This window comes from Streptococcus australis (genome assembly GCF_047463015.1).
GTDB classification, from domain to species: Bacteria; Bacillota; Bacilli; order Lactobacillales; family Streptococcaceae; genus Streptococcus; species Streptococcus australis_F.
This window is the reverse complement of record NZ_JASHER010000005.1, coordinates 36,591-59,086: the sequence shown is the minus strand read 5'-3', so window position 1 is coordinate 59,086 and position 22,496 is coordinate 36,591. Positions and strand designations below refer to the sequence as shown.

The window sequence follows — 22,496 nt, the reverse complement described above, 5'->3', positions numbered from 1 at the left end:
GGAGAATACCATGAATGTAACCTTGCACGAAGTAGCACGTGTCCTTGGTGCCCGAAATGATATCAGTCAATTTGAGGATTTTGTTTTACAGAAACCAGAATTTGATAGTCGTCTCATTGGCCCGGGGGATCTCTTTGTCCCTCTCAAGGGGGCGCGTGATGGGCATGATTTTATTGAAACTGCCTTTGAAAATGGGGCTGTAGCGACCCTGTCTGAAAAAGAAGTAGAAGGCCATCCTTATTTATTGGTAGATGATGTTCTAGCGGCCTTTCAAAAATTAGCCCAATATGTTTTGGAGAAGAGTCAAGTAGATGTCTTGGCGGTCACTGGTTCAAACGGTAAGACAACGACCAAAGATATGTTGGCTCAACTGCTGTCTACTACTTATAAAACCTATAAAACACAAGGGAACTACAATAATGAAATTGGACTCCCTTATACGGTTCTCCATATGCCAGAAGGGACAGAGAAGCTTGTCCTTGAAATGGGACAGGACCATCTAGGAGATATCCATCTCCTCTCAGAAATCGCCCATCCAAAAGCAGCCATCGTGACCCTCATTGGGGAAGCTCACCTGGAGTTTTTCAAAGATCGCAAAGAAATCGCTAAAGGGAAATTGCAAATTGCGGACGGCATGCCAGCTGGTGGCTTACTTCTAGTGCCATCTGATCCCATTGTAGAGGAATTTTTGCCGAGCCAACAAGAGCTTGTGCGATTTGGGGAAGGAGCAGATATCCGCATTACCAAGTTGGACGAACGCAAGGACAGCTTGACCTTTGAAGCGAATTTCTTAGAAGAAGCCATTGATCTTCCTGTAACAGGTAAATACAATGCGACCAATGCCATGATTGCTACCTATGTTGCCCTAAAAGAAGGAGTCAGCGAAGAGGCCATTCGTGCAAGCTTTAAAGGCCTAGAGCTTACGAAGAACCGCACAGAATGGAAAAAGGCAAGTAATGGAGCGGATATCTTATCCGATGTCTACAATGCCAATCCGACGGCTATGCGCCTGATTTTAGAAACCTTCTCGACTATTCCTGCCAATCCAGATGGCCGAAAGTTGGCAGTCTTGGCGGATATGAAAGAACTAGGGGAGCAATCCATTGATCTCCACAACCAAATGATTCTTAGTCTTTCACCGGATGTCTTGGATACGGTTATTTTCTATGGCCAAGACATTGCGGGCTTGGCTCAGTTAGCGAGTCAGATGTTCCCACTCGGACATGTCTATTATTTCAAAAAGACCGCTGAGGAAGACCAGTTTGAGGACATGGTCAAACAAGTCAAGGAAAGCTTAAAAGAGCAGGACCAAATCCTCATCAAGGGAAGCAATTCCATGAATCTAGCCAAATTGGTAGAGGAGTTGGAGAATGGCGAGTAATAATGTACTAAAGAACATTCAGCGCTTGATTTCAATCACCAATACAGGCTTAGCGTTCTCAAAAGATCCATTTGATCAAGAGCGCTATCAGGATATTCGTGCCATTTTACAGGATCTTGTCAGAGAAGCGACTGATTTGAATCCACAAGAATTATCGGATTTGTTTAGACCGACAGACCATTACGACACTCCCTTGATTGATGTTAGGGTATGGATTGTCAAAGATGGAAAACTTTGTCTGGTGAAAGGTCAGGGAGAAGAGACCTGGGCCTTGCCGGGTGGCTTTGGTGAGGTTGGCTATTCTCCGACGGAAAACATTTTAAAGGAAATCCAAGAAGAAACGGGCTATTCTGCGCGTGTAATCAGATTGTTGGCAGTATTTGATACCAATCGCTACCAATTGCAAAGTCGCCAATATGTGAAATTGGTATTTGAATGTGAATTATTAGATGGAAATTTTGAAAAGAACCAGGAAATTTCCGACCTTGCCTTTTTTGAGAGAGAAAAAATACCTGCTCTTTCTACCAAGCGCAATACAGAAGAACAATTGAACTTCCTTTGGGAGGTCTATGATGGAAAACGAGATTTGTATTGTGATTAAAAATGATCTATAAATTAAAGGAATGTGAAAATGACACTTTGGGATTTATTGTTTACAAACCAAAAATCAGCCCCACCTGAATTTGGGCTCTGGTATTTCATTCTGCCAACTTCTTTGTTGGTGGTTGGCTACTTTTCCATTAGATATGCACAGTCCAAAAGCTACCAACGCTTTTGGTATTGGGCACAGTTGATTCAAGTCTTGACCATTAATGCTTGGTATATTCTTGCCCACATGCCGTTGACGGATAATTTGCCATTCTATCATTGCCGCTTGGCCATGCTAGTGATTCTTTTTGCACCTAGAGGGACCTATATCAAGCAATATTTTGCTCTCTTGGGAGTTTTAGGATCGATTGCGGCCTTGGTGTATCCAGCCTTTGATCCCTTCCCATTCCCTCATATCACAGTGTTGAATCTCATTTTCAGTCACTGGGCCTTGCTTGCCAATAGTTTGATTTACCTACAGGATCATTATCAATCTGAAAAACAAGACAGCTTGAGAATTTTCAAGATTACTTTTGGCATGAATGCCTTGATTTTCTTGGTCAATCTTTTGACGAAAGGGGATTATGGCTTCTTACGACGTCCACCAATCATTGGGGACCACGGTGCTCTCTTAAACTACCTCTTGGTTAGCTTTGTGATGGTAGCTGGAATTTTCTTGGTCAACCAACGTTATAAGTATAAATACAAGATGGTTGAAGAGGCTGTCGTTTCACGTTCAGAATAGAAAATTAATGAGCTGAGGTTAGGAAATCATGCCACTTTGGGATTTGTTTTTCACTAGTCAACCAACGGCCCCTCCTCAATTGGGGGCTTGGTATTTTTTGTTGCCAGCCTCATTGATGGTGGTAGGCTATTTATCTATTCGATTTGCTTCTTCCAAAGCTTATCAAAACTTTTGGTATTGGGGACAATTGATTCAATTGCTGATTATCAACTCTTGGTATATTGCAGCACATTTGCCTTTTTCAGAGAGCCTGCCCTTCTATCATAGTCGGATGGCTATGTGGATAATTCTTTTGGCTCCCAAGGGAAGCTTCAAGCAATATTTTGCTCTTGTTGGTGTCTTTGGGTCCATCATGGCCTTGGTTCATCCCGTCTTTTATCCCTATCCCTTTCCTCATGTATCCTCGATCAACAATGTTTTTGGCCACTGGGCCCTCTTGGCCAATTGCTTGATCTATCTGGTCCAATTCTACCAAGTAGAAGAAGGAGACGTTTGGAAGATCTGTGAGATGACCTTTGGTGTCAACGCTATTATTCAGCTTGCTAATCTCGTAACGGGTGGAAATTACGGCTTTATGCGTCGTCCTCCTGTAATTGGCGATCATGGGCTCGTGCTCAATTACTTGATCGTTACTATCCTGATGACAGGAACCCTCATCCTGATCAATCATCTTATTAAGTCCAGTAAGAAAAGAAAAAGAACATCTGAATCCGTTTAATAAGGAGACCTTATGCATCATTTTTTTACAACTGAATCCACTGTACCACCTGTTATACCGCTCCTTTGGTATGGGGTCATGGTTCTTTTAATCGTAATGGCAATATGGGCTTCATTACGTTACTACCAAAATGAACAATTTCGGAAGATCTTTCGAAACCTACAAATATTTCAATTGATCTGTCTCTATATCTGGTATTTTGCTTTTCAGCTTCCCTGGTCCAATAGTTTACCCTTGTACCATTGTCGTTTGGCTATGTTTGCTGTCTTGCTGTTGCCAGACCGATGGAAGAGCAAGCAGTTCTTTGCCTTGATGGGAGTGAGTGGAGCGATCTTTGCCTTGGGCTATCCAGTCTTTGATCCCTACACCTTCCCTCATATTACGAGCTTTTCTTTCCTCCTCGGGCATTACTGTCTTTTGGTTAATTCTTTGATTTATCTCTTGAGATGCTATGATTCGAGCCTCTTAAAAAATCGAGAGATTGTTCTCTATACTTTCGTTTTGGATCTATTTCTAGTCGGCGTCAACCAAGTCACTGGAGGGAATTATGGACTCATGGCCCGGCCACCGATTATCAAAGGGGACAGCCTCTTGGTGAATTACGTCGTGGTCTCTAGCATCTTAGCAGCAGCCTTGCTTCTCTTTAATGTATTTTTCAGTCGTAAGCCTGCAAGAGAAAGAGTTCTTCGATAAAAAGAAAAAGGAGGGTGGGACCATCAGTCTCAGCCTTCTTTTAGTTAATAGGAGTTTGAAATGAAGAGGTTTTTACTAGTCATTGGTATATTGTGTGCCTTTTTTTGTACGGTTAGTCCGGCTCAGGCAGATGATGAAGTTCGCTATTCGATAGAATCCTATGTGGGACACCTCCACTTGCAGGAAGATAGCCAGGCGACATTTACGCAAGAGATTACCTACATTTTTTCAACAGGCTATAATGGGCAGTATGTAACTTTAGGGAGTGTAGATCCCCTTCCCAAAGGATTTAAAATCCATGAAAATCCTCAAGTGGAAGCCTATGTGGATGGGGAAAAACGAGAGATCCGTGTAGAAGAATCGGATCTCGGAAATGGACGTTTATTAAAAATCTACAATTCGAGGATTGTTGGTGGCAAAGTTACCATCAAGGTTGTATGGAAGATTGATCATATTCTAGAACTGTATTCCGATATCGCCGAGCTCAATTGGTTCCCTATTTCAGATGGGGATGAGGACGTAGAAAAATTAGATTTTTATGTGGATGGCTTGGATGCCAAGCAGGGAGACTTGTATGCTCATACCGGTTATTTTAATCCACCAGCCCAGATTGAACGGACTGAGACTGGCTATCACATTCAGTTATGGAACTTCCCAAAGAATGGAAAATTGGAGCTCCACGCATACTGGCCCATGACAGAAGCTCTACGTCGAGGCCAATCTAATGAGATTAAAAAGGAAAAGGGAAAGGATAAATTTCTTAAAAAAGAAAAATCCATTCAACAAAAAACAGTCATCTACAAGACACTGTTTCTCAGAGTCATTCCAATTGTAGCAATTCTTTTATTTGTTCTAGCTTTCATTCCATGGATCCGCTATATGATCAGTACCAGAACTCGTCGGATTGCAAAGGGAGTACGATTATACGAACCTCCACAGAATTTGCCACCCTTTGTCCTAGCCAAGGCCTTGTATCAACTTGATTTTGAACAGATGGTCATATATAGAGAGAAAGGTCAACTAAAATTTAATCATCTCATCCAGGCAACCATGTTAGATCTCATCGATCGAGGAAATCTTCGTTTGACGAGAGATGAAAGTGGAGGGACCTTGATCTGTCTTCACCATGAAGGCTTGGCTGATTTTGAATTGAAGTTTATTGAAATGATCTTTGATCAAGAAACTGAAATCAGGATCAGTGAGGTGTTCTCGAAATATAAAATTAATCAAGCAACCCTAAAAAAGGATTTTCGAGCTGCTAAAACAGACACACAAAGAGATCGTATTCGAAAGGTCGGAAGTGACGTTCAATCACTTTTAAAAAGGGATGCCCAGCAATTGTCAAAAGGTGTTGAAAAGGAAATTACGAAATTAGGTTTGCCCTCTTATTTTAGAGACTTATCTGAAAAAGAAGAAGCTTTTTCAAAAACAGGCTGTGCCTTACATTTTTGGATCTTACTGATCTTGTTTGTGAGCATGTGTTTCTTATCTTTTGGATTTGGTTCATACCTATCTTCATTCTATTTTTGGACTATTTTATGTTTGATTTTGTTATTCATTCCATTTTATATTGTTATGAAACTTCGTGAAGATCATCTACAATCCTTAGAGAACTTGGATTCACAATTTGAATGGATGGCCTTTCGAAATATGATTGAAAGTATTCCAAATTTCAACCAAGCAGAACTTGAGAGTGTTGTCCTATGGAATCGTATCTTAGTCTATGCGACCTTGTATGGCCAAGCTAAAAAAGTGAGTCAGGTACTCCAAAATCATCAGATTTCCGTGCCATATGAAGACTGGGACACTGTTCTTTGGCTGACATCCTCTCCAAATACCTTCCTAGACGGTTCTACCTTGATGAACTATGCAGATGATTCCTATAGTGTTTCAAGCTTCTCTATTAACTCCTCAGATGGCAGTGGTGGCTTTGACGGCGGTGGATTTTCTGATGGCGGTGGTGGTGGAGGGTTTGGAGCCTTCTAATAGCACTTGTGATTGAATGAAGTCTGGGATGTAGAACCATTGTAGTTCTCCCTCAGGCTTTTTAATTTATAAATACACTGATGATTGAAAAAAGGCTCTATTTCCGCTATAATAGGTTAGTTAAGGTAAAAGGAGAGAACCAATGTAGAAGGATCCTACTTACTAAAAAATATGCTTTTAAAAAATAACTGAGGATGAAAGAATGACAATCACTGACGAAATTAAAAAACGCCGTACCTTTGCCATTATCTCTCACCCGGACGCGGGGAAGACAACCATTACTGAGCAGTTGCTCTACTTTGGAGGAGAGATTCGGGAAGCAGGTACCGTAAAAGGAAAGAAAACAGGGACTTTTGCAAAATCTGACTGGATGGATATCGAGAAACAACGTGGGATTTCGGTAACTTCATCTGTGATGCAGTTTGACTACGACGGCAAACGAGTAAATATCCTAGACACTCCAGGGCACGAGGACTTCTCAGAAGATACTTATCGGACCCTGATGGCGGTGGATGCTGCGGTCATGGTAGTGGACTCTGCCAAGGGTATTGAGGCCCAAACTAAGAAATTGTTTGAGGTTGTCAAACACCGTGGGATTCCAGTCTTCACTTTTATGAATAAACTGGACCGTGACGGTCGTGAACCACTAGATCTCTTACAAGAATTGGAAGAAGTATTGGGCATCGCTAGTTACCCAATGAACTGGCCAATCGGGATGGGGAAAGCCTTTGAGGGACTCTATGACCTCTATAACCAACGCTTGGAACTCTACAAAGGGGATGAACGTTTTGCCAGCCTAGAGGATGGCGATAAACTTTTTGCTAGCAATCCATTCTATGAACAAGTAAAAGATGATATTGAGCTTTTGAATGAAGCAGGAAATGAATTTTCAGAAGAAGCTATCCTTGCAGGTGAATTAACTCCTGTCTTCTTTGGTTCCGCTCTTACCAACTTTGGTGTGCAGACTTTCTTGGAAACATTCCTCAAGTTTGCTCCAGAGCCACACGGCCACAAGAAGACAGATGGAGAAATTGTCGATCCTTATGACAAGGATTTCTCAGGATTTGTCTTTAAAATCCAAGCCAATATGGACCCTCGTCACCGTGACCGGATTGCCTTTGTGCGGATCGTGTCTGGTGAATTTGAGCGGGGGATGAGTGTCAATCTGCCTCGTACTGGTAAGAGTGCTAAGCTATCTAATGTCACCCAGTTTATGGCGGAAAGCCGTGAGAATGTCACCAATGCCGTAGCAGGAGACATCATCGGGGTCTACGATACCGGTACGTATCAGGTCGGGGATACGCTAACAGTTGGGAAGAATAAGTTTGAATTTGAACCACTGCCAACCTTTACTCCTGAAATCTTCATGAAGGTATCTGCCAAGAATGTCATGAAGCAAAAGTCCTTCCATAAGGGAATCGAGCAATTGGTGCAAGAAGGAGCTATCCAGCTCTATACCAACTACCAAACGGGTGAATACATGTTGGGTGCTGTCGGGCAGCTCCAGTTTGAAGTCTTTAAGCACCGGATGGAAAATGAATACAATGCCGAAGTGGTGATGAGCCCAATGGGTAAAAAGACGGTTCGCTGGATCAAACCTGAGGATCTAGATGAACGCATGTCTTCAAGCCGCAACATCTTGGCCAAAGACCGCTTTGACCAACCTGTCTTCCTCTTTGAAAATGACTTTGCCCTCCGTTGGTTTGCAGACAAGTACCCAGATGTTGAACTAGAGGAAAAGATGTAACTCAGTACCAACAATTGGAACTAAAGTTCCTAATTGTTGAACGCTAGTCGCTATTTTGCGAACTAGCTAACTGCCTTACTAACTACTTTTGGCGAATAAAATATATAAATTGAAAAACCAGCTCACTTGAGCTGGTTTTGGGATGAAGACAAACTTCCATTTTACATAAAAAATCAAGTGATTTTTCAATAAATAAAAATAATTCCATATTTTTATAGTCATTAAAGCCAGTACTGAAACTTTCCGCTGTGAGAAAAATGCTTGAAACAATGTTGTTTCAAGCACTCGGGAGTTTTGAAAGTAAAACAGTTTGGGAAACTGTTTTAGCCTGAGCCCAGAAATTAAAGAGCGAAGGGGTTCAAAACTAAGTCATGGAACTTCGTAGAAGTTCGCTGACGTCCGTACTCACTTAAGGAAAGTTTCTAAGAATATTTTTTCTTTAATAAAAAACCAGCTCAAGTGAGCTGGCTTTTTATTGTTCTGTAATGAGGAGTCTTCCCAAAAATTCTTGTAAGATAAAGAAGACAATGAGGCTGGCAATGGTCTCGCCTAAGAAGGACGAGCTATTCACAATCAGAGAGTACAGGTAGGCACTTTGGCCAGCTGGAGCATAGCTTCCCCAGAAGATGACACCAGCAATGTAGTGAATTGTGTAGCGTGCAAAACCACCCAAGATGACTCCGACTGTGATATAAGTAAGCGTCTGTAGTCGTTTCTTTTCTCGGATAGCCTTGTCAAGAGCAGGTTTGACAGCTCCACTCAGTCCAATCAGACTAAAGGCTACAAAGTACTCTAAGAAACCTTGGATTGGAGTCAACCAACCACCAGCTGCTTCCCCTGTTACGACTTGTAACAAACCCCAGATGAAGCCTCCCACGGCACCAGCCTTCACACCCCAGCGGAAACTGAGGAGAAAGATGGGAACCATCTTAAAAGATAGAGAAATCCAAGGACCTAAGGACATCGGTTGAGTAACCAAATCCAAAATATAAGCTATGGTCGCTAAAAGAGCAACCTCAATCATTGGTCGAACTGTAGTTTTCGACATAAAAAAACCTCCTATACCAATCGTTTTGATTGGCTCATTTGTTGCCACACCAAAACGACGTCATAGAAGTTCTCTATTTCATTCTGTTTTGAGACACATCCCTACGCAGGTCTTAACCTGATCAGGTGGTAAGAGTTTAGGTCAGTAACGAACACTTTTGGTATTCCATCTAACCAATCTCAGCTGCTGCTCCTCTTGTGACTCTTTCATTATACTATCTAAAAAACGTTCCCGCAACTTTTTAACTCGCAAAAAATATGGTATAGTTATTAAGATAGAAAATGCACAAATTGTGGAGGAAATAATCATGGGTATTTTTGCAGGTTTGATGGGCAATGCTTCTCAAAACGACGTCGATAAGGTTGAAAAAGATTTAGGGGATATCCTGGTTCCAGGTGAGCAGGTAACTCTGGCTTTTAGTTTGATTCGTGACTTGATTGTCTTTACTGAGTACCGTCTGATTTTGGTGGACAAGCAAGGAATGACAGGGAAGAAAACATCTTATAAATCCCTTCCTTATCGTTCTATTTCGCGTTTTTCAGTAGAAACATCTGGTCATTTTGATTTGGATGCTGAATTAAAAATTTGGGTTTCATCAGCTGTAGAACCATCAGAAACACTTCAATTTAAGAGCGACAATAGTGTCATCGAAATCCAGCAGGCCTTGGCAGCAGCTGTATTGCGTTGATAAAAAATAAATTTAAACAGTCTTCATCTAGCGATTTAGGACAATCGGATAGGAGCACTGGCAGATAAGGTAAAGAGGGAGCAAAATGTTCGTTGAAAAAAAGTTAGGAGATGGCCGGAGTTGGATTAATATTGATTCTGACTTGATTGCGGAAACCTCCCAGTTGTACCAAAAGTATGGTATTGATCAAGAAACCATTGAATATGCATTGGATAAAAACGAACGTGCCCACATGGATTACAACCGTGAGAATGGGACCGTGACTTTTATCTATAATGTCTTGGACATGGAAAAGGAAAAGGAATATTATGAAACCATTCCGATGACCTTCATTGTCCAGGGACCACGTCTTGTGACTATTAGTAACCGAGACAACGCCTATATTATTGCACAAATGGAACGCTATGTCGATAATCACGAGAGTTTATCGACCTTTAAGCTTTTATTTGCAGGGCTTGAGATGATTAGTAATGCTTATTATCCGATTATTGAGCGTCTAGATAAGCACAAGGATGAAATCACTCGTCTCTTACGAAAAACAACAACTAGTAAGAACCTGTATGCTCTTTCTGACGTGGAAACAGGTATGGTCTATCTGGCATCCGCTGCCAAGCAAAATCGCATGCTCTTGGAACATATCAAGGCTCACCTAATCTACCGCCAATTTGATGATGTCGAAAAAGAACAGTTTGATGATGCCATGATCGAGGCCAGACAGTTGGTCTATATGACGGAGTTGAACTGTCAAGTCTTGCAACAGTTGTCTAGCTCCTACAATAACATCCTAAACAACAACCTGAATGACAATTTGACAACTTTGACTATCTTGGAAGCTCTGTTAGCAGTCTTAGCAGTTGTCACTGGTTTCTTTGGAATGAACGTTCCATTGCCGTTTACTGACGATCCTAATGCATGGCTGTATATCTCCATAGCAAGCTTTGTACTCTGGATCATCTTGTCTCGTATTTTGCGCTGGATTGCCCATAAACGATAAAAAAGAGAGGTAGGGAAGAAATTCCTTACCTCTTTCGTATCTTGGCTATTTCAGAAAATTCTTCATTTTTAACTCTGCCTCCCCTAAGAAGAAGAGGCAGTTTTGATACAAGTGATCGACTGTACATAATCTTCTTGGAAATAGTAGGAGTAGATTTAAAAGTACTGAGTGGATTATAAACAATTTATAATTGGATTGAATCGTTGAATCAGTTAAATGAATGAAGCATTTTAATCATTCTGAAATATCCTAAATACTAAATTCATTATACATACTTTTATTTTAAAAATCAAGAAAACAATCCCAAAATAAAAGTGGATTTTTTGTGAGAAAAAACTTTTAGAAAGCCTATTGTAACGCTTTTTTTGTGATAGGATTCAAAGCGAAGAAGAGATTTTGCGTCCTTTTATATTATTGTAAATTTAAAAAGAAATAAAAAGGGTTATACTAATGAATCAAAGGTGAAAAGAACTTTTTTGAAAGGGGTTACGCAATAAAAAGCTTTTAACTTGTTTCGTTTTACTATCTTTTAACCCAGGTCTGTGGTATACTAGATAAGTTGCAAAGAAAGCAGTACTTTTCTTTCGTGGAAAAGAAGCAACACGATCTTTCATAAAAGGTGAAAGTACGTCATGACAAGAAAAGTATAAACTAAGCGCTATAGGATGGCTTCGCACCATCTTTAGAAAGAAGAATAACGTGAAATTTAATGAATTTAATCTTTCTGCTGATTTGTTAGCAGAAATTGAAAAAGCAGGATTTGTAGAAGCAAGTCCTATCCAAGAGCAAACCATTCCTTTGGCTCTTGAAGGTAAAGATGTAATCGGTCAAGCACAGACTGGTACAGGGAAAACAGCAGCCTTTGGCTTGCCAACCCTTGAAAAAATTCGTACAGAAGAAGCAACTATCCAAGCTTTGGTCATCGCCCCAACTCGTGAACTGGCTGTTCAAAGCCAGGAAGAACTCTTCCGCTTTGGTCGTAGTAAGGGTGTGAAAGTCCGTTCAGTATACGGTGGTTCAAGTATTGAAAAACAAATTAAGGCACTTAAATCAGGGGCTCATATCGTTGTAGGAACACCGGGACGTCTCCTAGACTTGATCAAACGCAAGGCCTTGAAATTACAAGATATTGAAACTCTCATCCTTGATGAAGCAGACGAAATGCTTAATATGGGATTCCTGGAAGATATCGAAGCAATCATCTCACGTGTCCCAGAAAATCGTCAGACTCTCCTCTTTTCAGCAACCATGCCTGATGCCATCAAACGGATCGGTGTTCAATTCATGAAAGAACCTGAGCATGTCAAGATTGCTGCCAAAGAATTAACAACAGAACTGGTAGACCAGTACTATATCCGTGTTAAGGAACAAGAAAAATTTGACACCATGACACGTCTGATGGATGTTGATCAACCTGAATTGTCAATCGTTTTTGGTCGTACGAAACGCCGTGTAGACGAGTTAACTCGTGGATTGAAGATCCGTGGTTTCCGTGCAGAAGGGATTCATGGAGATTTGGACCAAAACAAACGTCTTCGTGTCCTTCGTGATTTTAAAAATGGCAACCTCGATGTCCTCGTTGCAACAGACGTTGCTGCTCGTGGTTTGGATATCTCAGGTGTGACCCATGTCTACAACTATGATATTCCTCAAGACCCTGAGAGTTATGTTCACCGGATTGGTCGTACAGGGCGTGCAGGTAAGTCAGGTCAGTCAATTACCTTCGTTTCACCTAATGAAATGGGTTATCTCCAAATCATTGAGAACTTGACTAAAAAACGCATGAAAGGTCTCAAGCCAGCAAGTGCAGAAGAAGCCTTCCAAGCTAAGAAGCAAGTAGCTCTTAAGAAAATCGAACGTGATTTTGCTAATGAGGAGATTCGTAGCAACTTTGAGAAGTTTGGCAAGGATGCTCGTCAATTGGCTTCAGAATTCAGCCCAGAAGAATTGGCTATGTACATCCTTAGCTTGACGGTTCAGGATCCAGACAGTCTTCCAGAGGTTGAAATTGCGCGTGAAAAACCACTACCGTTTAAACCGTCTGGTGGTGGATTTGGCGGAAAAGGCAAGTCTGGTCGCGGTGGCCGTCGTGGAGACGACCGTCGAGACCATGAACGCCGTGGCAATGGACGTCGTGATGACTATCGTAAAGGTGGACGCTCAAAGGATCGATTTGATAAAGAGAAGCGTTACCGCAAGGATCATAAAAAACCTCGCAATACTTCAAGTGAGAAGAAAACAGGCTTTGTGATTCGGAACAAAGGGGATAAATAAAATATACAAGGGTAAACACATGTTTACCCTTGTATATTTATAAGGAGACCGAAATTCGTAAACAAAACGTTTGCTATCATCTTGTGACAGCGCTATCAATTCTGTTAACATATTAAGAATACAACTTTTATTTAGCCCTGTCAACAGGTTTGCTAAAAAAAATCTACTTTTTTTAAAAAAAAGAACAAAAAAATGATCATTACACAAAAACGATCAACAAAATAAGTGGTTAATATAGAAAAATTAGAGTGAAATGTTTGTTTCTTATTGAAATTGTTCACTTTTATAGTATAATAAAAGCATAATCAGGAAAGTAGGACGTCATATGAAAGAGAGTAGACATGTAGCAATCTTACAAGAGTTGGATAAAAATGAAGTGGTCTCTGTTAAGGATCTAAGCGATCTCTTAGGTGTTACTGATATGACAATTCGACGGGATTTGATAGACTTAGAGGAGCAAGACCTATTGGTTCGTGTTCATGGAGGGGCCCATCGAAAAATCAAAGATAGTCTGACAGAAGTTTCCCATACAGAAAAGAACATGTTGAACGTGGAAGAGAAAAGGGAGATTGCTCAAAAATGTGCGGCTTTGATTGATGAAGGCGATACAATTTTTATTGGAGCAGGGACTACTACAGATTTTATTGGCGATTATCTTGATGGGAAACATGTTAGTATTGTCACCAATTCCTTGCCTATTTTTGAAAAATTAAAAGACCAGCCCAATTGTGACATCATTTTAGTTGGCGGACGCTATAGGGTCAAGACACAGACCTTTGTAGGACAGTTTGCCAATAAGCTCTTAAAGGAAATAAAAGTTTCGAAAGCCTTTATCGGGGTAAATGGGATTGATGGTCATACAGCAATGACCGCAAACGAAGAGGAAGGAAATGGCAATAAAATTATTCTCAACAATGCCATTGAAAAGTATGTAGTCGCAGATAACAGTAAGTTTGATAGCTATTCTTTCTATGCTTTTTACCGTTTAGATGACTTAGATGCGGTGATTTCGGATCATTCAATCTCTAAAAAGGTGCGTGAGAAATACAATTCTTATACAAAAATTTTGTAAAGCTTCGTACAGAAACAGCTAAAAGACCAGAACTTAAGCATGTTCTGGTCTTTTTCTTTTTCTCTCATATAGCATAAACTACAAACAAATTTATAAAAAATAAACAAAAAAGAACAAAAAATTACATATTGTAATTGACAGCGCATTCATATAGTGATATACTTATCGTGTAAATTAAAAAAGGTAAAAAGTGGAAGGGGTGAAAAGATGGGATTAAATCAACTGTTTAATCGAGAATTAGTCTTTTGCCTAGATGTTGCAGATCAAGAAGAATTGTTTGAGCAGATTGCAACTTTATTGGAAGAGCGTCAGATTGTGACAGATTCTTATCGAGCTGCATTGAAAGAAAGAGAAAAATCGTTCCCTACTGGTTTAGATATGGAATTTCTAGGGAAGGATCTTCCGAATGTAGCTATTCCTCATACGGATATCATCCATAACCTGACAGAGAATATTGTAGTCGTTCGATTAAAAAATCCGGTAACCTTCCACAATATGATCGCGCCTGATAAGGAAGTAGAAGTTTCGCTTTTATTCTTCATCATTAACAATTCTAGTTCCAGCCAAACAAACATTTTGGCTCATTTGATGGATTTCTTTACGACAAACGGAAATCTTGAAAACATGTCGAAATTGGAAAATGAAGAAGACTTATATCGCTATATCACAGAAGTGATTGCTTAATAGTAACAACAAAAAATATTTATAATGGAGGTCATTCAAATGATTAAAATTTTAGCTGCCTGTGGTGCAGGGGTTAACTCAAGCCACCAAATTAAAAGCGCTCTAGAAGAAGAGCTTTCAAACCGTGGATATGATGTACAATGTGATGCGGTAATGGTAAAAGATGTCAATGAAGACTTGATTAGAGGCTATGATATCTTCACGCCAATCGCTGCAACAGATCTAGGCTTTGAGCCTGGTATTCCAGTAGTTGAAGCTGGTCCGATCTTGTTCCGTATTCCAGCTATGAGCGCTCCTGTATTTGACAATATTGAAGCAGCGATCAAAGAACACGGTTTAAGCTAATTTGTTCATCTTTTCTTTGTAAGCAGTTCCTGTTTTTGGGATTGCTGACATTCTTAATTTTGTAAAATATAAAAATATAAATCGGGAGGATTTATTATGAATGGCATTATCGATTTTGCCAATAAGTTTTTCAAACCCATTCTAGATATGGGTGCACCGATCATCATGTTGATCGTCCTAACTCTATTGGCACTTTTGTTTGGAGTGAAATTCTCCAAAGCGCTTGAAGGTGGTATTAAACTTGCCATCGCCCTTACAGGTATCGGTGCAATCATCGGTATGTTGAATGGAGCTTTCTCAGCGTCTCTTGCAAAATTCGTTGAGAACACTGGTATTCAATTGAATATCACAGACGTTGGTTGGGCACCACTTGCGACCATCACTTGGGGGTCTGCCTGGACACTTTACTTCTTGCTAGTTATGTTGGTTGTCAACATTGTCATGCTTGCAATGAAGAAAACAGATACACTTGATGTCGATATCTTTGATATCTGGCACTTGTCTATCACAGGTCTTTTGATTAAATGGTATGCGGATAAAAATGGAGTTAGCGCAGGAGTTTCCCTCTTAGTTGCCACTCTTGCAGTTGTTCTTGTAGGGATTATGAAAATCATCAACTCAGACTTGATGAAACCAACATTTGACGATTTGTTGAATGCACCAAGTTCATCACCTATGACTTCAACTCACATGAACTACATGATGAACCCAATCATCATGGTTTTGGATAAAATCTTTGACAAATTCTTCCCAGGTCTTGACAAATACGACTTTGACGCAGCTAAATTGAACAAGAAAATTGGTTTCTGGGGATCTAAATTCTTCATCGGTTTCCTTCTTGGTATCGTCATCGGTATCATGGGTACTCCACATCCAGTTGCTGATGTAGCTGATGCTAAAACTTGGGAATTGGTTATTAAAGGTTGGATCAGCCTTGGTTTGACTGCCGGTGTCTGCTTGGAATTGTTCTCATTGATCGGTTCTTGGTTCATCGCAGCGGTAGAACCATTGTCACAAGGTATTACAAACGTTGCTACTAAACGTCTTCAAGGACGTAAATTCAATATCGGTTTGGACTGGCCATTTATCGCTGGTCGTGCTGAAATCTGGGCTTGTGCAAACGTACTTGCACCAATCATGTTGATCGAAGCAGTGCTTCTTTCTAAAGTCGGAAATGGTATCTTGCCACTTGCAGGGATCATCGCTATGGGTGTGACTCCAGCTTTGTTGGTTGTAACACGTGGTAAATTGATCCGTATGATCGTGTTTGGAACACTCTTGTTGCCACTCTTCCTTCTTTCAGGTACTCTTATCGCACCATTCGCTACTGAATTGGCGAAAAGTGTAAAAGCCTTTCCAGAAGGAGTTGACAAAGCTCAATTGATCACTCACTCAACTCTTGAAGGACCTGTTGAAAAATTGCTTGGTTGGACAATCGGTAATGCAACAACTGGTGATATTAAATTGATTATTGGTGTTGTTGCCTTCTTAGCATTCTACGTTGGAATCTTTGCATGGTACAGAAAACAAATGATCAAACGTAACGAAGAATACGCAGCAAATGCAAAATAATCCGCTCCTAAATATGTAACTTGATAAAACTAGGGTATCAATTTTCCAGACATGGAGGGGTAGCCTAGTTTTTTCTCTAAAATAACATGCTAAGGAGTGAAATATGAGGATAGCTTTAAAAAATAATGATCTGGAAGTTTGTTTCAAGGAGTTAGGTGGTGAGCTGACCTCTATCAAGGATCAGGAAGGTATCGAATATCTTTGGCAGGGTGATGCTCAGTATTGGAGTGGCCAAGCCCCAGTTCTCTTTCCTATCTGTGGTTCGGTTCGAAATGATACGACCTTGTATCGCCCTCAAGGTGTTGGGAAGATCCCTCGCCACGGGCTGGTTCGCAAGAAAAACTTTGAGCTGGTAGAGCAAACAGAAGATCGGGTGACTTTTGGGATAGAAGATACGGAAGAAATGTATCAGCAATATCCCTATCATTTCAGATTAGAAATTTCTTATCAATTACTTGGTAAGAAGATTCAAGTAACCTATCGGGTTCACCATCTTGGTGAGGAAGGAGTCATGCCCTTTTTCGTTGGTGGCCATCCAGGATTTAATTGTCCGTTACTGGCGGATGAAGGATTTGAAGATTACTACCTGGAATTCGAACAAGAAGAGACCTGTAGTATTCCTAAATCCTATCCAGAGACAGGCTTGCTAAACGTCTTTGATCGGACACCTTTCTTACAGCAAGAGAAAATCCTAAATCTCGATTACGATCTCTTCCAAAAGGATGCCATCACCTTAGATTGCTTACAATCAAGAAGGGTGATCCTCCGCTCTAAAAAGCACGAAAAAGGAGTAAGCCTTCATTTTCCAGATTTTTCAAACTTGATTATCTGGACAACACCAAATAAAGGACCTTTTATCGCTTTAGAGCCTTGGTCTGGTTTATCCACTTCCCTTGAAGAGAGTGATTATTTGGAATATAAAAAGCAAGTTCGACTTTTGCCAGCAGGTCAAGCAGCTGAACTAAGTTTTGAAATCGAAATTTTATAGATAATAATGTTGTTGAATATAGAAGTTTCTGTATTTGATTGAAAAATGAATTAAAAGAAGGAGCATAATATGTCAGTTATTATTGGTGCGGATGCAGCAGGTATCCGCTTAAAAGAAGTAGTCAAAGAATATTTGGAAGCAGAAGGTTTCCAAGTAGTGGATGTGACAGAAGAAGGGCAAGACTTTGTCGATGTGACTTTGGCTGTCGCTAAGGAAGTCAAACAAGCAGAAGACAATCTTGGTATCGTCATTGATGCCTATGGTGCTGGTCCATTCATGGTCGCTACTAAAATTAAAGGAATGGTTGCGGCAGAAGTTTCAGATGAGCGTTCTGCCTACATGACTCGTGGCCACAACAATTCTCGCATGATCACCATGGGCGCTCAAATCGTGGGTGACCAATTGGCCAAAAATATCGCCAAAGGTTTTGTAAACGGTAAGTATGACGGCGGTCGCCACCAAATCCGTGTCGATATGCTCAACAAGATGTGCTAAGGGGAGGAGTAAACGAATGAAAATTGCAATTGGATGTGACCATATTGTCACAAATGAAAAAATGGCTGTTTCTGAATTTTTGAAATCAAAAGGTTATGAAGTTCTTGACTTCGGAACCTATGACCACGCGCGTACCCACTACCCAATTTTTGGGAAAAAAGTCGGAGAAGCAGTCGCTAGTGGTCAAGCTGATCTTGGAGTATGTATCTGTGGTACTGGTGTTGGAATTAACAACGCTGTTAACAAGGTTCCTGGAATTCGTTCAGCCTTGGTACGCGACATGACAACGGCTCTTTATGCAAAAGAAGAACTCAATGCTAATGTCATTGGTTTTGGTGGGAAAGTAACCGGTGAGTTGCTCATGTGTGATATCATTGAAGCTTTCATTCATGCAGAATACAAACCAAGTGAAGAAAACAAGAAATTGATTGCCAAGATTCAACATTTGGAAACCCATAATGATCACCAAGAGGATGCAGACTTCTTTACAGAATTCCTTGAAAAATGGGATCGTGGTGAATACCACGACTAAGAGGTGAGGATATGATCTTAACTGTCACCTTGAATCCTTCCATTGATATTTCTTATCCCTTGGAAGAATTAAAGTTGGATACTGTGAATCGTGTGTCGGAAGTTTCTAAGACGGCTGGTGGGAAAGGGTTAAATGTCACCCGTGTCCTAGCTGAGAGCGGTGAAACAGTTGGAGCAACAGGTTTTGTTGGGGGGACCAATGGTCAATTCATCAAGACCCATCTTCCACGAGATGTCCAATCCTTCTTCTATGATATCCTGGGAGATACGCGGAACTGTATCGCCATCTTGCATGAAGGAAATCAAACAGAAATCTTAGAAGCGGGTCCAGAAATTATCCGGACGGAAGCTTTAGGATTCCTTCATCATTTCAAACTCCTCATGCCGACAGCGGATGTGATTGCTATTTCGGGGAGTCTTCCTACAGGGCTACCAGTGGACTATTATGCGAGCCTAATTGAGATTGCAAAAGAAGCAGGACGCAAGGTTGTACTTGATTCATCAGGCAAATCTTTAGAAGCGGTCCTTCACTCACCATTCAAACCAACGGTGATTAAACCCAATCGCGAAGAATTATCTCAACTCTTAGGACGGGATGTTTCAGCTGATTTTGAGGACTTAAAAGAAGTTTTGAAAGACCCACTGTTTGAAGGAATCGAATGGATTATCGTCTCCTTAGGTGGAGATGGTGCCTTTGCCAAACATGGAGACAGCTTCTATAAGGTCGATATTCCAAAAATTGAAGTGGTCAATCCAGTGGGATCTGGAGATTCAACTGTGGCTGGGATTTCTGCTGCTCTCAGTAGCGGAAAAGATGACGTGGCCCTCTTGACCCATGCTATGGTCCTAGGGATGCTAAATGCCCAAGAAAAGATGACAGGGCATGTCAATATGGCCCACTACGATGATTTGTATCAGAATATAATTGTAAAAGAGGTATAAGATGGTATTAACAGAACAAAAACGCAACTATTTAGAAAAATTGAGCACCAAAGAGGGTGTGATCTCAGCCTTGGCCTTTGACCAACGTGGTGCCTTGAAACGCCTCATGGCTCAATATCAAGACACAGAACCAACAGTAGCTCAAATGGAAGAATTGAAGGTCTTGGTGGCTGAAGAATTGACACCATTCGCATCTTCTATGCTCTTGGACCCTGAGTATGGCCTTCCAGCGACTAAGGTCTTGGATGCAGAAGCAGGTCTCTTGTTGGCTTATGAAAAAACAGGCTACGACACTTCTAGCACCAAGCGTTTGCCAGACTGCCTCAACCTTTGGTCAGCTAAACGCATCAAAGAACAGGGTGCAGATGCAGTGAAATTCTTGCTCTACTATGATGTGGATAGTGCAGAAGAACTCAACCAAGAAAAACAAGCTTACATCGAACGCATCGGTTCAGAATGTGCTGCAGAAGAAATTCCATTCTTCCTTGAAATCTTGGCTTATGATGAAAAAATCGCGGATGCCGGATCTGTAGAATATGCGAAAGTAAAACCTCGCAAGGTCATCGAAGCTATGAAAGTCTTCTCAGACCCACGCTTTAACATCGATGTCTTGAAGGTAGAAGTTCCAGTCAATGTTAAATACGTTGAAGGTTTTGGCGATGGTGAAATCGTTCATAGCCGTGAAGAAGCTGCAGCCTTCTTTAAAGAACAAGAAGAAGCAACCAACCTTCCATACATCTACTTGAGTGCAGGTGTTTCTGCCAAACTCTTCCAAGAAACTTTAGTCTTTGCGCATGAAGCAGGAGCGAACTTCAACGGGGTTCTCTGTGGCCGTGCAACTTGGGCTGGATCTGTAGAAGCCTACATCAAGAATGGCGAAGCAGCAGCTCGTGAATGGCTCAGTACAGAAGGTCGTCGCAACATTGAAGAGCTCAACCAAGTCTTAGACCAAGTCGCAACTTCTTGGAAAGAGCGTATTTAATTCCTTAGTTCCTAACGTATCAAATAGTCTTTCTAGAAAAATCTAGAAGGACTATTTTTTTGTTTCTATGCAGGAGTAGTTCCGTCATTCATCAAAAATTGGTTCTCAGTGTTCATAAATCTGATTAAGCTTTCATTCACTATTCAAATGGCTTCTGATTTGTAAGAATTTATGTGATAATTTCACATTGCAATCGAAAAAAAGAGTATTTTACAGTATAATGGACTTATTAGAATGAAGGAGTTGGCGTATGGAAAGGATCGTATATAGAGAAGCAAGGCTAGATGAGTACAAGCTAATTGGAAAAGTCTGTTCTGATGCTTTTATGAATTATCCGTTTTTAACCGTCATTAAAGAAGATTTAAAAAAGCCTGAATACTTTCCGGCCTTTATTGAACTATTGCATACCTTGTTAGTCAAGCTCTACATCAAAGGGGAAACTTGCTTAGTTGCTGAACGAGATGGAGAAATTATAGCTGTAGGACTCTTGCAACAAAAAGATTTCTCGATGGTCTCTTATTTAGTAAATGGAATTTTCAAGTTATTCCGTTACATTAGCCCTTGGAAGTTGATGAAATATCTGGACCTGGTGGAGCGTTCGGAGCAACATTTGAAAAAATCTGGAAACTTCGACTGGTATTTGATGATGTTTGCTGTGAGCCCGACTGTTCAGGGACAAGGGGTTGGTAGTCATTTCCTCCAAAACGGGATTGAACCTTATGTCAAAGCCAAAGGTTGTAAGCGTCTAGGCTTGATTACCAGTACCCAGCAAAATGTCTTTTTCTATGAAAAAAATGAATTTGTCCTATTAGATTCTATGGTGCTAGACTATGGTAAACAAAGTGTTGGAAATTGGGCTTTTTTGAAGACCCTTGATGACGAATCCTAGATTGATTAAAAAAAGGAGCTCTTGGGGCTCCTTTTAGCATGCAAACAGATGATTGTTACACCATCTAGGTGTTTTTTTGTTCGGGATCTATCTTGGATTGTTGATGCTTGATATAGGTCAGTTTTTCCTCTCGGCTCTTCCGTTTAAAGAGTGCCTCGGCTGACATAGCAGCTCTTTTGTCGGGGAAAGACTCCTGGTAGATCAAAGTCACAGGAAGTCTGGGACGTGTATATTTGGCGCCTTTGCCAGCATTGTGGGTTTTGATACGGCGCTCGATATCGGTGGTGTAGCCAGTATAGAGGGTCCCATCCGCACACTGGACTACATACATATAAGCTTTAGTTTCCATAGTAAATCTCATGAATCTCCGGCGTATAGCTTCCATCTTCTTCATGGATGAACAGTGGAGGAAGAATTTTTAGACCATCCCGTGATCCATCTTTAATGGCTTCAATGAGAAGCATGTTGGCATCTTTATGGACCTTGGGATAGACAAATTGAATCCGTTTGGGAGCCAGATTGAAGCGTTTCATGGTTTCGATGATATCTAAAAAGCGATCCGGACGATGGACCATGACGAGTCGGCCATTGGACTTGAGAGTCCGTTGGGCCACTTGACAAATTTGGTCCAAATTGGTGGTGATCTCATGACGGGCTAGCAAATAATGAGGGCTCTCATTTAAATTGGAGTGCTCGTCTACTTTAAAGTAGGGAGGATTACAGAGAATAAGGTCGATTTTACTACCAGGGAAATGGTGGGGCAAATTTTTTAAATCATCGGTAATCATGGACATGCGGTCGGAGAGGCCATTCAATTGGATGGAACGCTCTGCCATGTCTGCTAGTCTTTCTTGTATCTCCACTCCAACGATGGTGGCTTTGGTGCGCGTGCTAGCAAAGAGTCCGACAGCACCATTGCCGGCACAAAGATCGACAATCAGACCACGGTTGGGCAACTTGGGAAAGCGTGACAAAAGGACACTATCAATGGAATAGCTAAAAACTTCTCTGTTTTGAATGATTTTCACATCACTGGAAAATAGTTGGTTGACGCGTTCGCCGTCTTTTAATTCGATATCGTTCATGGCTCTATTATAGCATGAAAAGAGGGCGGGGAAAAGCATAGAAAGGGAT

23 protein-coding genes and 1 riboswitch are annotated in these 22,496 nt (G+C 40.9%); of the genes, 20 read left to right on the top strand and 3 right to left on the bottom strand.

The window, feature by feature from the left end; all coding sequences use genetic code 11:
• Positions 1–10: 10 nt before the first annotated feature.
• From QM873_RS05880 to QM873_RS05850, 7 genes are all read left to right on the top strand, one after another.
• Positions 11–1,381 carry a UDP-N-acetylmuramoyl-tripeptide--D-alanyl-D-alanine ligase gene (locus QM873_RS05880; protein WP_270288808.1) on the top strand — a complete coding sequence of 457 codons (1,371 nt, stop codon included), beginning with the start codon at positions 11–13 and terminating at the stop codon, positions 1,379–1,381.
• On the top strand, positions 1,371–1,982 hold the full coding sequence (locus QM873_RS05875; protein WP_414278977.1) for an NUDIX hydrolase: 612 nt from the start codon (positions 1,371–1,373) through the stop codon (positions 1,980–1,982). The genes QM873_RS05880 and QM873_RS05875 overlap by 11 nt, the downstream gene beginning before the upstream one ends.
• Positions 1,983–2,012: 30 nt before the next feature.
• Positions 2,013–2,714: a YwaF family protein gene (locus QM873_RS05870; RefSeq protein WP_270288806.1), complete on the top strand. Its 702-nt coding sequence runs from the start codon at positions 2,013–2,015 to the stop codon at positions 2,712–2,714.
• A gap of 28 nt (positions 2,715–2,742) precedes the next feature.
• Entirely contained in the window at positions 2,743–3,432 is a 690-nt protein-coding gene (locus tag QM873_RS05865) for a YwaF family protein (protein ID WP_270288805.1), read from the top strand.
• Between the two features lie 12 nt (positions 3,433–3,444).
• Positions 3,445–4,125: a YwaF family protein gene (locus QM873_RS05860; protein WP_414278976.1), complete on the top strand. Its 681-nt coding sequence runs from the start codon at positions 3,445–3,447 to the stop codon at positions 4,123–4,125.
• A gap of 60 nt (positions 4,126–4,185) precedes the next feature.
• Positions 4,186–6,111 (top strand): DUF2207 family protein, encoded by a 1,926-nt coding sequence (locus QM873_RS05855; protein WP_414278975.1) that lies wholly within the window; start codon positions 4,186–4,188, stop codon positions 6,109–6,111.
• A gap of 202 nt (positions 6,112–6,313) precedes the next feature.
• Positions 6,314–7,858, top strand: coding sequence for a peptide chain release factor 3 (locus tag QM873_RS05850; RefSeq protein WP_023022638.1), 1,545 nt, complete (start codon positions 6,314–6,316; stop codon positions 7,856–7,858).
• Positions 7,859–8,330: 472 nt separating this feature from the next.
• On the opposite strand, the gene thiT is transcribed toward QM873_RS05850, so the two are convergent.
• A complete protein-coding gene (thiT, locus tag QM873_RS05845; RefSeq protein WP_120702202.1) occupies positions 8,331–8,906 on the bottom strand; it encodes an energy-coupled thiamine transporter ThiT in 576 nt (191 codons plus the stop codon).
• Between the two features lie 81 nt (positions 8,907–8,987).
• A riboswitch (TPP riboswitch) is annotated at positions 8,988–9,112 on the bottom strand.
• A gap of 101 nt (positions 9,113–9,213) precedes the next feature.
• On the opposite strand from thiT, the gene QM873_RS05840 reads away from it, so the two are divergent.
• The 13 genes from QM873_RS05840 (at position 9,214) to QM873_RS05780 (ending at position 21,362) form a co-directional block, all read left to right on the top strand.
• Complete coding sequence (locus QM873_RS05840; RefSeq protein ID WP_414278974.1) at positions 9,214–9,594, top strand: PH domain-containing protein; 381 nt, start codon at positions 9,214–9,216, stop codon at positions 9,592–9,594.
• 85 nt (positions 9,595–9,679) lie between these two features.
• The gene (locus tag QM873_RS05835; protein ID WP_117745012.1) at positions 9,680–10,588 is read left to right on the top strand and encodes a magnesium transporter CorA family protein; all 909 of its coding nucleotides are present in this window, start codon (positions 9,680–9,682) and stop codon (positions 10,586–10,588) included.
• A gap of 699 nt (positions 10,589–11,287) precedes the next feature.
• Positions 11,288–12,862 (top strand): DEAD/DEAH box helicase, encoded by a 1,575-nt coding sequence (locus QM873_RS05830; protein ID WP_023026575.1) that lies wholly within the window; start codon positions 11,288–11,290, stop codon positions 12,860–12,862.
• 325 nt (positions 12,863–13,187) lie between these two features.
• Positions 13,188–13,934 carry a DeoR/GlpR family DNA-binding transcription regulator gene (locus tag QM873_RS05825; protein WP_342991789.1) on the top strand — a complete coding sequence of 249 codons (747 nt, stop codon included), beginning with the start codon at positions 13,188–13,190 and terminating at the stop codon, positions 13,932–13,934.
• Positions 13,935–14,141: 207 nt separating this feature from the next.
• Positions 14,142–14,618, top strand: a complete 477-nt coding sequence (locus QM873_RS05820) for a PTS sugar transporter subunit IIA (RefSeq protein WP_414278973.1) — start codon at positions 14,142–14,144, stop codon at positions 14,616–14,618.
• Between the two features lie 39 nt (positions 14,619–14,657).
• Positions 14,658–14,963: a PTS sugar transporter subunit IIB gene (locus tag QM873_RS05815; RefSeq protein ID WP_414278972.1), complete on the top strand. Its 306-nt coding sequence runs from the start codon at positions 14,658–14,660 to the stop codon at positions 14,961–14,963.
• Between the two features lie 96 nt (positions 14,964–15,059).
• Positions 15,060–16,535 (top strand): PTS galactitol transporter subunit IIC, encoded by a 1,476-nt coding sequence (locus QM873_RS05810; protein WP_048715587.1) that lies wholly within the window; start codon positions 15,060–15,062, stop codon positions 16,533–16,535.
• 103 nt (positions 16,536–16,638) lie between these two features.
• Entirely contained in the window at positions 16,639–17,523 is an 885-nt protein-coding gene (locus tag QM873_RS05805) for an aldose 1-epimerase family protein (protein WP_414278971.1), read from the top strand.
• Between the two features lie 69 nt (positions 17,524–17,592).
• Positions 17,593–18,018, top strand: coding sequence for a galactose-6-phosphate isomerase subunit LacA (lacA, locus tag QM873_RS05800; RefSeq protein ID WP_023026584.1), 426 nt, complete (start codon positions 17,593–17,595; stop codon positions 18,016–18,018).
• Between the two features lie 16 nt (positions 18,019–18,034).
• On the top strand, positions 18,035–18,550 hold the full coding sequence (lacB, locus tag QM873_RS05795; protein ID WP_023026585.1) for a galactose-6-phosphate isomerase subunit LacB: 516 nt from the start codon (positions 18,035–18,037) through the stop codon (positions 18,548–18,550).
• Positions 18,551–18,561: 11 nt separating this feature from the next.
• A complete protein-coding gene (locus QM873_RS05790; protein WP_048717140.1) occupies positions 18,562–19,491 on the top strand; it encodes a tagatose-6-phosphate kinase in 930 nt (309 codons plus the stop codon).
• Position 19,492: 1 nt separating this feature from the next.
• Complete coding sequence (gene lacD / locus QM873_RS05785; protein WP_048717143.1) at positions 19,493–20,473, top strand: tagatose-bisphosphate aldolase; 981 nt, start codon at positions 19,493–19,495, stop codon at positions 20,471–20,473.
• 250 nt (positions 20,474–20,723) lie between these two features.
• Positions 20,724–21,362, top strand: coding sequence for a GNAT family N-acetyltransferase (locus QM873_RS05780; RefSeq protein ID WP_048717145.1), 639 nt, complete (start codon positions 20,724–20,726; stop codon positions 21,360–21,362).
• A 64-nt stretch (positions 21,363–21,426) separates the two neighbouring features.
• Here the strand turns inward: QM873_RS05780 and QM873_RS05775 are convergent, their stop codons facing one another.
• Entirely contained in the window at positions 21,427–21,711 is a 285-nt protein-coding gene (locus QM873_RS05775) for a GIY-YIG nuclease family protein (protein ID WP_048717147.1), read from the bottom strand.
• Positions 21,701–22,447 carry a tRNA1(Val) (adenine(37)-N6)-methyltransferase gene (locus QM873_RS05770; protein ID WP_048689404.1) on the bottom strand — a complete coding sequence of 249 codons (747 nt, stop codon included), beginning with the start codon at positions 22,445–22,447 and terminating at the stop codon, positions 21,701–21,703. The genes QM873_RS05775 and QM873_RS05770 overlap by 11 nt, the downstream gene beginning before the upstream one ends.
• Between the last annotated feature and the right edge of the window lie 49 nt (positions 22,448–22,496).

Bases quoted from the DNA above. Each gene is read 5' to 3' on its own strand.
- QM873_RS05880 (WP_270288808.1), top strand. From the start codon at position 11: ATGAATGTAACCTTGCACGAAGTAGCACGTGTCCTTGGTGCCCGAAAT.
- QM873_RS05875 (WP_414278977.1), top strand. From the start codon at position 1,371: ATGGCGAGTAATAATGTACTAAAGAACATTCAGCGCTTGATTTCAATC.
- QM873_RS05870 (WP_270288806.1), top strand. From the start codon at position 2,013: ATGACACTTTGGGATTTATTGTTTACAAACCAAAAATCAGCCCCACCT.
- QM873_RS05865 (WP_270288805.1), top strand. From the start codon at position 2,743: ATGCCACTTTGGGATTTGTTTTTCACTAGTCAACCAACGGCCCCTCCT.
- QM873_RS05860 (WP_414278976.1), top strand. From the start codon at position 3,445: ATGCATCATTTTTTTACAACTGAATCCACTGTACCACCTGTTATACCG.
- QM873_RS05855 (WP_414278975.1), top strand. From the start codon at position 4,186: ATGAAGAGGTTTTTACTAGTCATTGGTATATTGTGTGCCTTTTTTTGT.
- QM873_RS05850 (WP_023022638.1), top strand. From the start codon at position 6,314: ATGACAATCACTGACGAAATTAAAAAACGCCGTACCTTTGCCATTATC.
- thiT (WP_120702202.1), bottom strand. From the start codon at position 8,906: ATGTCGAAAACTACAGTTCGACCAATGATTGAGGTTGCTCTTTTAGCG.
- QM873_RS05840 (WP_414278974.1), top strand. From the start codon at position 9,214: ATGGGTATTTTTGCAGGTTTGATGGGCAATGCTTCTCAAAACGACGTC.
- QM873_RS05835 (WP_117745012.1), top strand. From the start codon at position 9,680: ATGTTCGTTGAAAAAAAGTTAGGAGATGGCCGGAGTTGGATTAATATT.
- QM873_RS05825 (WP_342991789.1), top strand. From the start codon at position 13,188: ATGAAAGAGAGTAGACATGTAGCAATCTTACAAGAGTTGGATAAAAAT.
- QM873_RS05820 (WP_414278973.1), top strand. From the start codon at position 14,142: ATGGGATTAAATCAACTGTTTAATCGAGAATTAGTCTTTTGCCTAGAT.
- QM873_RS05815 (WP_414278972.1), top strand. From the start codon at position 14,658: ATGATTAAAATTTTAGCTGCCTGTGGTGCAGGGGTTAACTCAAGCCAC.
- QM873_RS05810 (WP_048715587.1), top strand. From the start codon at position 15,060: ATGAATGGCATTATCGATTTTGCCAATAAGTTTTTCAAACCCATTCTA.
- QM873_RS05805 (WP_414278971.1), top strand. From the start codon at position 16,639: ATGAGGATAGCTTTAAAAAATAATGATCTGGAAGTTTGTTTCAAGGAG.
- lacA (WP_023026584.1), top strand. From the start codon at position 17,593: ATGTCAGTTATTATTGGTGCGGATGCAGCAGGTATCCGCTTAAAAGAA.
- lacB (WP_023026585.1), top strand. From the start codon at position 18,035: ATGAAAATTGCAATTGGATGTGACCATATTGTCACAAATGAAAAAATG.
- QM873_RS05790 (WP_048717140.1), top strand. From the start codon at position 18,562: ATGATCTTAACTGTCACCTTGAATCCTTCCATTGATATTTCTTATCCC.
- lacD (WP_048717143.1), top strand. From the start codon at position 19,493: ATGGTATTAACAGAACAAAAACGCAACTATTTAGAAAAATTGAGCACC.
- QM873_RS05780 (WP_048717145.1), top strand. From the start codon at position 20,724: ATGGAAAGGATCGTATATAGAGAAGCAAGGCTAGATGAGTACAAGCTA.
- QM873_RS05775 (WP_048717147.1), bottom strand. From the start codon at position 21,711: ATGGAAACTAAAGCTTATATGTATGTAGTCCAGTGTGCGGATGGGACC.
- QM873_RS05770 (WP_048689404.1), bottom strand. From the start codon at position 22,447: ATGAACGATATCGAATTAAAAGACGGCGAACGCGTCAACCAACTATTT.